Raw genomic sequence first — 12,881 nt, 5'->3', positions numbered from 1 at the left:
GTTCTACAAGGAATCGAACATGTCCACAGAATCCCTGCTGACTACTCCGCTGCACGCTTTGCACCGTGAACTGGGCGCAAAGATGGTGCCGTTCGCCGGTTACGACATGCCTGTGCAATACCCGGCAGGCGTTATGAAAGAACACTTACACACCCGCGCTCAGGCCGGTCTGTTCGATGTATCGCACATGGGACAGATTCGCCTCACAGGCGCCGATGCTGCCAAGGCGCTGGAAACCCTCGTCCCCGTGGACATCGTCGACCTGCCGGTCGGCATGCAGCGCTACGCAATGTTCACCAACGAAACCGGTGGCATTCTTGATGACCTGATGGTCGCCAACCTGGGCAACGAACAGCTGATGCTGGTGGTCAACGCCGCCTGCAAGGATCAGGACCTCGCTCATCTGTGCAAACACCTGGCCGGTCACTGCAAGATCGAACCCCTGTTCGAGGAACGCGCCCTGCTCGCCCTGCAGGGCCCTGCGGCGGTGACAGTATTGGCACGACTGGCCCCTGAAGTGGCAACCATGACCTTCATGCAGTTCGCCACCGTCAAGCTGATGGAGGTGACGTGCTACGTCAGTCGCTCGGGTTATACCGGCGAAGACGGTTATGAAATCTCGGTGCCTTCCGACAAGGCCGAAGCGCTTGCCCGTCGCCTTCTGGAAGAACCCGAGGTTGCACCCATCGGCCTCGGCGCACGTGATTCGCTGCGTCTGGAAGCCGGTCTGTGCCTTTACGGGCACGACATGAACACTGACACATCGCCCATTGAGGCCAGTCTGCTGTGGGCCATTTCCAAGGTCCGCCGTGCTGACGGCGCTCGCGCCGGGGGTTTCCCGGGCGCGGAGCAGATTTTCGCCCAACAGCAAGCCAGGGTAGACAAAAAACGTGTCGGCCTCTTGCCACAGGAACGCACGCCGGTGCGCGAGGGCACCCAAATTGTCGATGCGCAAGACAAGGTGATCGGCACAGTGTGCAGCGGAGGCTTCGGCCCAAGTCTGGGCGGCCCGTTGGCCATGGCCTATCTCGACAGCCGATACACCGCCCTGAACACCCCTGTCTGGGCGATGGTGCGCGGCAAGAAGGTTCCGATGCTCGTCGCAAAAATGCCTTTTGTTGCACAGCGTTACTTCCGCGGCTAAATGCAGGCGTCAAAAGACAGCCACTATAGAAAGTGTATCAGTCACTGTTTACGCACCCTCTTTCGGGGATGCGCACGACTGTCTGGATGGCTCGCAAATGCACCGACGAAGTGCAGAAAAACGCTGCAAAACATTTACTGCACTGATTCAGGGAAACAGTGCCCTGCAGGCTTCAACCCCCTGCAAACAGGGTGTCAAGCGGGGGCTTGTTTTTGTAACGAGACTTGGCGTAGAGTTTCTGAACTGTGTTTGCATAGGTCGCTGAATCGGGACCTGGGCAGTAGCTTTAGGTTTGCTACACCCGCTCTACGCTTCTTACTTCCTGCAACCAGCCCCAGTACTCTTTCATCTGAAAGGGACTGTCATCAATTCAAGCGTCAAGGAAATAAGAAAATGGCTGAACGTCAGAGCGGTACCGTCAAGTGGTTCAACGACGAGAAGGGTTTTGGTTTTATCACTCCAGAAAGCGGTGCGGATCTGTTCGTGCATTTCCGCGCTATTCAGGGTAACGGCTTCAAGAGCCTGAAAGAAGGCCAGAAAGTCACCTTCATCGCAGTGCAAGGCCAGAAAGGCATGCAGGCTGACGAAGTCCAAGCCGAAGGCTAAGCGAAACCCGAAAGCCTCTGGCAGCAATGTCAGAGGCTTTTTTGCAGGTCAAGTCGCGACAATCATCGTGATCGAGAGCCGCCAGATGCCCCGACACGTACTCCGGCCACAGGGCGATTTCCCGCCTGCAAGCCTCCCCCGCCGTCTGGCTGCCATCAGCTACGACGCACTGCTCATCCTCGCACTGCAACTTATTACAACATTCCTCTACAAGCTGTCGCAGATGGCCTTTATCGGCGAAGCACGCCTGCGCGAACTGTCCGAGTCTGGCGCACTGGATGGCGATCCGCTACTTTCGTCACTTCTGCTGGTGGTAACGTTCGCCTTTTTCGCGAAGTTCTGGACGTACGCTGGTCAGACCCTCGGCATGCAGGTGTGGGGCATACGCGTACAGAACGCTGACGGCACAGCCATTTCCCTGATGCAGGCGTTGCTGCGCTTTTTCAGCGCGATTGTGTCCTGGCTGTGCGTCGGGCTCGGTTTCATCTGGAGCCTGTATGACAAACAGCGTCTGACCTGGCATGACCGCTTCTCCGGCACCCGGCTGGTGCGAATCCCCAGACGCACGTAAAAACAGTCGCCCACAAAAAAGCCGACATCGCGTCGGCTTTTTCGATGCAGCGGCTCGTCAACCGGCGCGGCGCAGCAACCACAGACCGGCGATGGCACAGGCCGTTGCCGGAACCAGCACCGCCAGGAATGGCGGGAAGCCGAACACCAGACTGGACGGCCCCAGCAGGTCCTGCACGATGCGGAACGTGAAGCCCACCAGCACACCCGTGAACACACGCTGACCGAGCGTGACCGAACGCAGCGGACCGAAGATGAACGAGATCGCCATCAGCACCAGCGCCACGGTCACGAACGGCTGCAAGACCTTGGTCCAGAACGCCAGCCAGTAACGGCCGTTGCTCAGGCCCTGATCAGCCAGATAGTGCGAATAGCTCCACAGACCGGTGATCGAAAGCGACTCCGGCGGCATGACCACCGTGCTCAGCAACTGCGGGCTCAGGGCAACGTCCCAACGCTCGATCGGCGTATTGACGACCTCGGTCTTGCCTTCACGGAAGTACGTGGTCGCGACGTCGCTCAGCTCCCAGTAGTCCGTCTTGAAATTAGCCTGACGGGCGAAGCTCGCGGTCAGCATGTGACGCTGGTCGTCGAAACGGTAGCGCGTCACGCCATACATCAACCCATTGGGCTGGACCGTGTTGATGTGGATGAATTCGTCACCCTGACGATGCCACAGACCGTGCTTGGCGCTCTGCGAGTCGCCTGTGCCCTGTGCCAGCGAACGATTGGCCTGAGCCTGATTCTCGGCGTAAGGCGCTACATATTCGCCTACCAGCACACCGGCCACCATCAGGAACAGCATGGGTTTCATGACGGCCCACACGATGCGGCCGATGGAAACACCTGCCGCACGCATGATGGTCAGCTCGCTGCTGCTGGCCAGACTGCCCAGACCGATCAGACAGCCGATCAGTGCTGCCATCGGCAGCATGTCGTAGACACGTCGTGGCGCGGTCAGCAACACGAAGCTGCTGGCATCCATCAACGTGTAGCTGTCCGAGATATCGCCCATCTCGTCGATGAACGCGAACAGCGAAGCGAGTCCCAGAATGATCCCCAGTACCGCGAGGATCGCCATGAAAACGCTTTTACCGATATACCGATCGAGCTTAACCACGAGCCACCTCCGCAACGCTACGGCGACTCGCCATCTTCAGCCTCATCGGCTCCCAATAGAACAACCCCAGACCGATCAGCAGGAACAGACCGTGGACCCACCACATGCCAAGCGCCAGCGGCAGCTTGCCCTTCTCCAGCGCACCGCGGACTGCGATGAGGATGGTCAGGTACGACATGTAAAGCAGAATCGCGGGCAACAATTTCAGATAACGGCCCTGACGCGGGTTTACCCGGGCCAGCGGCACAGCCATCAGGGTCACGATGAAGACCAGAATCGGCAGCGAGATGCGCCACTGCAGCTCGGCGACATATCGTGGCGTGTCATTGCCGAAAAGTTCGCCGCTGGGAATCGCTTCACGATCACTGACATCGTTACTGATATCCGGCTTGGGCAGCTGTGCGCCGTAAGTGTCGTACTTGATGGCACGATAATCGGCCTGGCCCGGATTACCGTCGTAACGGTAGCCGTTTTCCAGAATCAGGAAGCGACTGCCGTCGGGCCGTACTTCCTGACGCCCCTTCTCGGCCACCAGAACCGTAATGCCACGGTCTTTGCTCTTGTCCGTGGACATCCGTTTTTCGGAGATGAAGACCCCGCTCAGCGTGGTGCGGTCTTCCGTCATTTCCTGGGTGTAGGTGATACGCGTACCGTCACGCAGCGCCTGAAAACGGCCCGGCACCAGCGTGTCGAACTCGGTCATGGCGTCCTGCTTGTTGATCAGCAGCGAGAATTGCGTCGCGCCCTGGGGTGCAAGGCTGAAACTCAGCCAGGCCACCAGAAGCGCCACCAGTGCAGCCGGGGCCATGGTGATGGCCAGCAGACGCTGCTGACTCATGCCGGTGGCGGCAAGCACCGTCATCTCGCTTTCCAGGTACAGACGACCGTAGGCCAGCAGGATGCCGAGAAACAGCCCCAGAGGCAGAATCAGCTGCAGGAACCCCGGCAGGCGGAAGCCCATGATCATGAACAGTACACCCGGATCCAGTGCGCCAGAGGCGGCCTGGGCCAGGTATTTGATGAAGCGTCCGCTCATGATGATGACCAACAGCACAGCACTGACTGCGCTCAGGGTAACCAGCACTTCTCGGGACAGATAACGAAAGACAATCAAACCAGACACTCCAGAGTTGTCAGGCTCAGGCAGCCAAACAAGGAAAATTGTGAGCCACGGCAACCGGATATTCACGCCCGCAGAAACACGGGCCACCCAAAAATATGCGGCATTATCCTGTGAATGTACGTTTCTGTCACTGCGCACTCGGGATAGTTCGTACAGACACAGTCGACAAGCGGCCTTACGGGGTTGTCAGCAGTCATGCGCCGGGGTCAAACTGCGAGACTTGTCGCAGGCATTGTCCTTGAAAAGACCGCCGTCATGCCGCGTACCTTATTCGTATAGCGAATCTCATCGCTCAGCCGGGGACCCCACATGGAATTGGTTGTTAAAAGCGTAAGCCCAGAAACCTTGAAGACCGCAACGCTGGTTGTCACCGTGAGTGAGAACCGTGTGCTGGGCAATGCCGCACAGAACATCGATACCCTCAGCGGCGGTGCCATCGCAGCCGTCCTCAAGCGCGGCGATCTGGCAGGCAAGGTCGGCCAGAGCCTGCTGCTGCACAACCTGCCGAACCTGAAAGCCGAGCGCGTGCTGCTGGTCGGCGTCGGTAAAGAAGCCGAACTGTCCGATCGCCAGCTCAAGAAAATCGTGGGTGGCGTGCTTTCGACCCTCAAGGGCCTGGGCGGCACCGATGCGACGCTGGTTCTGGACGATCTGTCGGTCAAGAATCGCGACACCTACGGCAAGGCTCGCCTGCTGGTCGAAGCCCTGGCGGACGGCGAATACGTATTCGACCGCTTCAAGACCCAGAAAGCCGAAGTCCGCGCCCTGAAGAAAATCACCCTGCTGACCGCCAAGGTCAGCGTCGCCGATGTCGAGCGCGCCGCCACCCACGCTCAGGCAATCGCCACTGGCATGGCCCTGACCCGCGATCTGGGCAACCTGCCACCGAACATCTGCCATCCGACCTACCTGGGCGAAGAAGCCAAGGCGCTGGGCAAGGCACACAAGAATCTGAAAGTGGAAGTCCACGACGAGAAGAAACTCGCCGAACTGGGCATGGGCTCGTTCCTGGCCGTGGCGCAGGGCAGCGCCCAGCCACCACGTCTGATCGTCATGAACTACCAGGGCGGCAAGAAAAGCGACAAGCCGTTTGTGCTGGTCGGTAAAGGCATCACCTTCGACACCGGCGGCATCAGCATCAAGCCGGCGGCCGGCATGGACGAGATGAAGTTCGACATGTGTGGCGCCGCCAGCGTGTTCGGCACCCTGCGCGCCGTGCTGGAACTGAAGCTGCCGATCAATCTGGTCTGCATTCTGGCCTGTGCCGAGAACATGCCGAGCGGCACGGCGACCCGTCCGGGCGACATCGTGACCACCATGAGCGGCCAGACTGTGGAAATCCTCAACACTGACGCCGAAGGCCGTCTGGTGCTGTGCGACGCGCTGACCTATGCCGAACGCTTCAAGCCGCAGGCCGTGATCGACATCGCGACCCTGACCGGCGCCTGCGTGGTTGCACTGGGTGGCCACACCTCCGGCCTGCTAGGCAACAACGACGCGCTGATCAATCAACTGCTCGACGCGGGCAAACTGGCTGACGATCGCGCCTGGCAGTTGCCGTTGTTCGACGAGTATCAGGAGCAACTGGACAGCCCGTTTGCCGACATCGCCAACATCGGCGGCCCGAAAGGCGGCACCATCACTGCAGCCTGCTTCCTGTCACGCTTCACCAAGGCGTATGACTGGGCTCACCTGGACATCGCTGGCACGGCATGGCTGAGCGGCGGCAAGGAAAAAGGCGCCACCGGCCGTCCTGTTCCCTTGCTGACCCAGTACCTGCTCGACCGCGTCGGGGCTTAAGCAAAGCGCTGTGGCGTATCGATCACTGATCGATACGCCACACCTTGCGGAACAGACATGACCCAAGTCGATTTCTACATTCTTCCCAGCCCGGATCCGGCAGCTCGTCTGGATTTCGCCTGCAAGCTCACCGAAAAAGCCTGGCGTCTGGGCCACAAGGTTTATCTGCATTGCAGCGATGCGGCGCAACGTGAGGACCTCGATGCCCGTCTCTGGCGTTTCCGGGGCGAAGTCTTTCTGCCCCACGGCAATGCCGAGAGCGATCACGATGCACCCGTAGTCATGGGCCTGGGCGATGACGCTGGCACACATGAAGACCTGCTGATCAATCTGGACCTGCGCATCCCGCCCTTCTTCAAACGCTTCGCCCGTGTGGCGGAAGTGGTTGTCGAGGACCCGGCCATACGTCTTGCCGCACGTGAGAGTTTCCGTTCTTACCGCGAACAGGGCTATCCTCCGCAGGATCACCGACTGCAGCGTCTTTGAGGACACGATGGATACTTCAAAAAAAGCTGAATCCGCGCACTTGCTGGACGACCTCGAGTCGATCCGTCAACTGCTCGGCGACGACTCCCTGCAGCCACCGCTGCTGACCGATACCGTCCACCGCGAAGGACAGATTCCCTTATTGTTCGACGTGGTCGGAAACAGAAACTCGAGTTCGCATGACGACGACGATCTCGACGAAGCGCACATCCCGACGCTGACTGCGGATACGCCCGTGGTTGCAGAACAACCTGTCGCGCCACTGCTTCAGGCACCTGCACCCATCGAAGCATTGCCCAATCCGGACGCCCTGCTGCATCTGGATGCCGAGCTTCGTTCCGCTGCACAGCTGATCCTGCAGGACGTGATCGACGACTTCGCGCCGCACATCGAGACCGAAATCAAGCGTCGGCTCGAGGCGAGACTGGAGCGGTTGCTGGCGCAGCAGAATAAGTGAATGCGATACTCGGCGCATCGACGGGATCGAAAAGCATCAGCCCCAGTTAGGAGGCGCGTCGATCATTATTCCGTTGATCATGAACGGTGACCCAACATCCGGTTCCAGCCGAACTGCATGAGCATAATCACTCATCCAATTTACCGCGGATGTCGTCTATCATTTTGTCTACGGTTAATCGTCTATCTTCCACTATAAAGGAAGATGTCAACAAACCACGGTAACCTGCCAATAGTGAGTTGGCCTCCTCCGGATCCGGCCGCTTGAGGCGCCACACCTTTGCCACAAAGTCTTTATACTTTGCACCCGGCCGTACGTTTTGACTGAAAAACTGTTCTTTCTGCTGACGTAAAATATGGTTTTCAGCGGCCGCCCTTCCCTCCTGACTGCCTATATGTCTAACGACAGCTCGATAGTCATCGGAGTTTTTCAGCCTTGAGAGAGACACGCGAGGCTTGGTACCAAACAGGTCATTGTGGACATCCCACAGTACACCTGTGCTTTTCCTATTTCTCTTGGGCATCGTTAACAAATCTTCAATTATTGAACCCCACTTTCTGGACGTCTTGGCCCAACTTTCCAGATCCGGCCGAGGCGTCACATTGATTATCTTTCGGGTTATCTCCAAGGGTAATGTTTCTATAGGAAAGACTGCCAGCGAGGCACCCGATCTCCCAACAAAGCCAAGCCTACCCCCTACTCGATTCATCAAACTTGATAAGGCGTTCAACACTGCAAAGTGCCCACTCGGATCCCTCACGTTAACCGGATCCCCCAAACAATAGGCATAAGCGTTCAAGCCGCCCCAACCAAACGGGCTTAGCGTATCAGGATTATTGAAACGCATCAGGACCGGATTGAACGCTCGATAACCATTACCCAGCAAATAATGCCCGGTCACCGGATCAGCACGCTCCCCGTTGAAGCCCGGCACCTGCGTGCCTTTCAAGCGATGGCCGTAAGGGCTGTAGACCAGCGACTGACGCTCCTGCGCCGTCACAGCATGCAGCACGCTGCGCTGTACGTCAGTCCCGAGCATATCCACTCGTGCAGCGGAACCCTCCATGCTGTGCTCAGCCAACAAATGGTCACCACTTTGAAAGATGCGGCGACGCACCGCGCCTTGTATCTCGACCGTCAAACGACTCTTTTGATAGAAGCGCAACACTGAGTCTTGAGCGCCTGGGTCGACAATGGCAAGACGATCCTGCGCGTCATGGCGGTATCTACACAGTGTGCGTATGGTTTCGAGAGCATCGGTCATGGCGGCACACGCTCTGCAATCAGAGGCTGAAAACCTGATTGTTATCCCTCGCCCATCCGCTGTTAACTGCCATATCTACGAGGAAAGCAGTCAACCAGTCGCCCAGCGCCTGTGGCTTGTCCCTTGCCCACAGGGCTATACTTGCCGGTTTCCGAATCAATGCCACAGGTTCCCGCCGCGCATGGACAAGACTTACCAGCCGCACGCCATCGAAACTTCCTGGTACCAGACCTGGGAGTCCGAGAACTACTTCGCTCCTCAAGGCGCGGGTGACTCGTACACCATCATGATCCCGCCGCCGAACGTCACCGGCAGTCTGCACATGGGCCACGGCTTCAATAACGCGATCATGGATGCCCTGATCCGTTTCCGTCGCATGCAGGGTCGCAACACCCTGTGGCAGCCGGGCACCGACCACGCCGGTATCGCCACGCAAATGCTGGTTGAGCGTCGTCTCGAAGCCCAGGGTGTGAGCCGTCATGACATCGGCCGCGAGAAGTTTCTGGACAAGATCTGGGAGTGGAAAGCCGAGTCCGGTGGCAACATCAGCCGTCAGATCCGTCGCCTGGGCTCGTCCGTTGACTGGAGCCGCGAGCGCTTCACCATGGATGACGGCCTGTCCGAGGCCGTAAAAGAAGCCTTCGTGCGCCTTCACGAAGACGGCCTGATCTATCGCGGCAAGCGTCTGGTTAACTGGGACACCAAGCTGCACACCGCCATCTCCGACCTTGAAGTGGAAAACCACGACGAGAAAGGCAATCTGTGGAACTTGCGCTACCCGCTCGCCGACGGCGCAAAAACCGCTGAAGGTCTGGACTACCTGATCGTTGCCACTACGCGCCCGGAAACAATGCTCGGTGACGCTGCCGTTGCGGTCAATCCACAGGACGAGCGTTACAAGGCGCTGATCGGCAAGTTCGTGGAACTGCCTCTGGTTGGCCGTCGCATTCCGATCATTGCCGACGATTATTGCGATCCTGAATTCGGCACCGGTTGCGTGAAGATCACCCCGGCCCACGACTTCAACGACTATGAAGTCGGCAAGCGTCACAACCTGCCGCTGCTGAACATCTTCGACAAGAACGCCGCCGTGCTGCCTGCCGCTCAGGTGTTCAACCTCGACGGCACACTGAACGACAGCGTCGACGGCACCCTGCCTGCCGAATACGCAGGTCTGGACCGCTTCGAAGCCCGCAAGCGCATTGTGGCTGCCTTCGACGCCGCAGGCCTGCTGGTCAGCGTTGACGATCACGCCCTGAAAGTCCCGAAAGGCGACCGCTCCGGCACCATCATCGAGCCGTGGCTGACCGACCAGTGGTACGTGTCCACCAAGCCACTGGCCGAGCCTGCCATCGCTGCGGTCGAAGACGGCCGCATCGCCTTTGTGCCCAAGCAATACGAAAACATGTACTTCTCTTGGATGCGCGACATCCAGGACTGGTGCATCAGCCGTCAGCTCTGGTGGGGCCATCGCATTCCGGCCTGGTACGACGAGTCGGGCAAGGTCTACGTCGGCCGCGACGAAGCCGAAGTGCGTGCCAAGCACAATCTGGGGCCGGACGTTGCGCTGCAGCAGGACAACGACGTACTCGACACCTGGTTCAGTTCGGGCCTGTGGACCTTCTCCACGCTTGGCTGGCCGGAAAAGACCGAAGCGCTGAAAACCTTCCACTCCACCGACGTGCTGGTCACCGGTTTCGACATCATTTTCTTCTGGGTCGCCCGGATGATCATGCTCACCATGCACCTGGTGAAAAACGAGGACGGCACGCCGCAAGTGCCGTTCAAGACTGTATATGTGCATGGTCTGGTGCGTGATGGCCAGGGCCAGAAGATGTCCAAGTCCAAGGGCAACGTCCTGGACCCGCTGGACATCGTTGACGGTATCGATCTGGAAACCCTGGTGCAGAAACGTACCAGCGGCCTGATGCAGCCACAACTGGCCAAGAAGATCGAGAAGCAGACCCGCCAGGAGTTCGCCGACGGCATCGCCAGCTACGGCACCGATGCCCTGCGCTTCACCTTCTGTTCGCTGGCGTCCACCGGTCGCGACATCAAGTTCGACATGGGCCGCGTCGAAGGCTATCGCAACTTCTGCAACAAGATCTGGAACGCTGCCCGCTACGTGCTCGACAAGGGCGAAGACTGCGGCCAGAACGGCGAAGCCGTCGAACTGTCCCTGGCGGATCGCTGGATCATCTCGCAGCTGCAACGCACTGAAGCCGAAGTGACCCGTCAACTCGACCAGTTCCGCTTCGACTTGGCAGCGCAGGCGCTGTACGAGTTCATCTGGAACCAGTACTGCGACTGGTACCTGGAATTGTCCAAACCTGTGCTGTGGGACGAAACCGCACCGGTCGAGCGTCAGCGTGGCACACGTCGCACCCTGGTGCGCGTGCTGGAAGTTGCGCTGCGGCTGGCGCATCCGTTCATGCCGTTCATCACCGAAGAAATCTGGCAGCGTCTTGCGCCGCTGGCAGGCGTCGAAGGCAAGACCATCATGCTGCAGGCATGGCCGGTGGCCAACGAAGCACGCATCGATCAGGCCGCCGAAGACGACATCGAATGGCTCAAGGGCCTGATGCTGGCCGTGCGTAACATTCGTGGGGAAATGAACATCGGTCCGGGCAAGCCCCTGCAACTGTTCCTCAAGAACGTGACCGCCGAAGACCAGCGTCGCCTGAGCGAAAACGATTACCTGCTCAGGAAACTGGCCAAGCTGGAGTCCATGACTGTGCTCATCGACGGTGCCGAAGCGCCATTGTCCGCGACCGCGCTGGTCGGTGACATGGAAGTGCTGGTGCCCATGGCCGGCCTGATCGATAAGGACGCAGAGCTTGCGCGTCTGGACAAGGAAATCCAGCGCCTGCAGGGCGAAGTGCAACGCGTGGGCGGCAAGCTGTCCAATGCCGCGTTCGTCGACAAGGCGCCGCCTGAAGTCATCGCCAAGGAACGCGCCAAGCTGACCGAAGCCGAACAGGCTCTGGGCAAGCTGGCCGAGCAACACGCACGTATCGCCAGTCTGTAAACGCAAGCCACCAGCCTGAAAGTGCTGGTTGAGCTGAATCTGTAACAGCGCGCTTGCTCGCGACCGCATCACGCCAGTCGAGCACCATTGGCTGAACGTACGCGGTCGCGGGCAAGCGCGTTGTTACGGAACTCGGCATTCGCATCCTCAGAGCAACGCCCTCCATGACCACGTCTGAAAAACCCAAACCTCCCCGCAAAAAGCCCCAGCGCAACGTCAAGCCTGCGCCACCCCGCGAGAAAGCCACGTTGCACCCGCGCAACCGGCATCAGGGGCATTACGACTTTCCCAAGCTGATCAAGTCCAGCCCTGAGCTGGCGAAGTTCGTGATCCTCAATCCCTATGGCAAGGAAAGCATCGACTTCGCCAACCCGCAGGCCGTGCGGGTGTTCAACCGCGCGCTGCTGAAGGCGTTCTACGGCGTCGCCCATTGGGACATCCCGGCGGATTACCTGTGCCCGCCCATTCCGGGCCGTGCAGACTATCTGCATTTTCTGGCCGACCTGCTGGCCGAGGGCAATGGCGGCGAAATCCCGCGTGGCGCCTCCGTGAAGGCGCTGGACATCGGCACCGGCGCCAACTGCATTTATCCGCTGCTTGGGCACAGTGACTATGGCTGGCACTTCGTGGGGTCAGACATCGACAGCACGGCAATCGCGGCGGCGACCACCATCGTCAAAGCCAACAACCTGCACAAGACCATCAGCGTGCGCCTGCAGGCCAATCGCAAGCACATCCTCTCAGGGCTGCTCGACAGCGCCGAACGCTTCGACGTGAGCCTCTGCAACCCGCCCTTCCACGCTTCGCTGGAAGAAGCGCAGCGTGGCAGCCAGCGCAAGTGGCGCGCCTTGGGTAAAGCCGACCCGAAACGCAAACTGCCGGTGCTCAACTTTGGCGGGCAGTCTCAAGAGCTGTGGTGCGAAGGCGGCGAGATCCGCTTTGTCACTCAACTGATCCAGGAAAGCGCACTGATCCCGACTCAGGTGCTGTGGTTCAGTACGCTAGTGTCCAAAGCCTCCAACCTGCCACCGATTCAAAGCGCCCTCAAAAAAGCCGGCGCGCTGGAGGTCAGGGTGGTGGAAATGGGTCAGGGGCAGAAACAGAGCCGCTTTGTGGCCTGGACCTATCTGGACAAGGCGCAGCAGAGTGCATGGCGGCAGACCACTGCCTCGCAATGACGGAGTTGCCTGCGGCTTGAGGTGCGTGGGATAGCAAGAGCGGACGCGGAGCGTCCTGGGCGTCGTTACCACGCAGGAACGTGGCGATCAGGGATACACAAGTCT

At 59.3% G+C, this 12,881-nt stretch carries 11 protein-coding genes; 8 read left to right on the top strand and 3 right to left on the bottom strand.

The window, feature by feature from the left end:
* The first annotated feature begins 19 nt into the window (after positions 1-19).
* The 3 genes from gcvT to AO065_RS06740 all read left to right on the top strand — a co-directional run bounded on the left by gcvT (position 20) and on the right by AO065_RS06740 (position 2,321).
* On the top strand, positions 20-1,144 hold the full coding sequence (gene gcvT, locus AO065_RS06750) for a glycine cleavage system aminomethyltransferase GcvT (RefSeq protein WP_004887994.1): 1,125 nt from the start codon (positions 20-22) through the stop codon (positions 1,142-1,144).
* Positions 1,145-1,537: 393 nt separating this feature from the next.
* Positions 1,538-1,750, top strand: a complete 213-nt coding sequence (locus tag AO065_RS06745) for a cold-shock protein (RefSeq protein WP_004887993.1) — start codon at positions 1,538-1,540, stop codon at positions 1,748-1,750.
* An 85-nt stretch (positions 1,751-1,835) separates the two neighbouring features.
* Entirely contained in the window at positions 1,836-2,321 is a 486-nt protein-coding gene (locus tag AO065_RS06740) for an RDD family protein (protein WP_004887992.1), read from the top strand.
* A gap of 57 nt (positions 2,322-2,378) precedes the next feature.
* On the opposite strand, the gene lptG is transcribed toward AO065_RS06740, so the two are convergent.
* Both lptG and lptF read right to left on the bottom strand, forming a co-directional pair.
* Entirely contained in the window at positions 2,379-3,440 is a 1,062-nt protein-coding gene (gene lptG / locus AO065_RS06735; RefSeq protein ID WP_004887990.1) for an LPS export ABC transporter permease LptG, read from the bottom strand.
* A complete protein-coding gene (gene lptF / locus AO065_RS06730; RefSeq protein WP_004887988.1) occupies positions 3,433-4,554 on the bottom strand; it encodes an LPS export ABC transporter permease LptF in 1,122 nt (373 codons plus the stop codon). Before lptF ends, lptG begins: the two co-directional genes overlap by 8 nt.
* A gap of 318 nt (positions 4,555-4,872) precedes the next feature.
* On the opposite strand from lptF, the gene AO065_RS06725 reads away from it, so the two are divergent.
* The 3 genes from AO065_RS06725 to AO065_RS06715 are packed head-to-tail and all read left to right on the top strand — an operon-like array spanning position 4,873 to position 7,306.
* Positions 4,873-6,363, top strand: a complete 1,491-nt coding sequence (locus tag AO065_RS06725; protein ID WP_004887986.1) for a leucyl aminopeptidase — start codon at positions 4,873-4,875, stop codon at positions 6,361-6,363.
* 57 nt (positions 6,364-6,420) lie between these two features.
* Positions 6,421-6,849: a DNA polymerase III subunit chi gene (locus tag AO065_RS06720; protein WP_004887984.1), complete on the top strand. Its 429-nt coding sequence runs from the start codon at positions 6,421-6,423 to the stop codon at positions 6,847-6,849.
* Between the two features lie 7 nt (positions 6,850-6,856).
* Positions 6,857-7,306, top strand: a complete 450-nt coding sequence (locus AO065_RS06715; RefSeq protein WP_004887982.1) for a hypothetical protein — start codon at positions 6,857-6,859, stop codon at positions 7,304-7,306.
* Between the two features lie 127 nt (positions 7,307-7,433).
* On the opposite strand, the gene AO065_RS27165 is transcribed toward AO065_RS06715, so the two are convergent.
* Complete coding sequence (locus AO065_RS27165; RefSeq protein ID WP_004887980.1) at positions 7,434-8,570, bottom strand: RHS repeat-associated core domain-containing protein; 1,137 nt, start codon at positions 8,568-8,570, stop codon at positions 7,434-7,436.
* Between the two features lie 181 nt (positions 8,571-8,751).
* On the opposite strand from AO065_RS27165, the gene AO065_RS06705 reads away from it, so the two are divergent.
* Entirely contained in the window at positions 8,752-11,598 is a 2,847-nt protein-coding gene (locus AO065_RS06705) for a valine--tRNA ligase (RefSeq protein WP_004887979.1), read from the top strand.
* Between the two features lie 164 nt (positions 11,599-11,762).
* Positions 11,763-12,776 (top strand): 23S rRNA (adenine(1618)-N(6))-methyltransferase RlmF, encoded by a 1,014-nt coding sequence (gene rlmF, locus AO065_RS06700; protein WP_004887977.1) that lies wholly within the window; start codon positions 11,763-11,765, stop codon positions 12,774-12,776.
* Positions 12,777-12,881 lie beyond the last annotated feature (105 nt).

Origin of the sequence: Pseudomonas viridiflava, from assembly GCF_001642795.1 — a bacterium.
GTDB lineage: Bacteria > Pseudomonadota > Gammaproteobacteria > Pseudomonadales > Pseudomonadaceae > Aquipseudomonas > Aquipseudomonas viridiflava.
The sequence above is the reverse complement of the archived record's forward strand: the minus strand, read 5'-3'. Positions and strand labels throughout refer to the sequence as shown.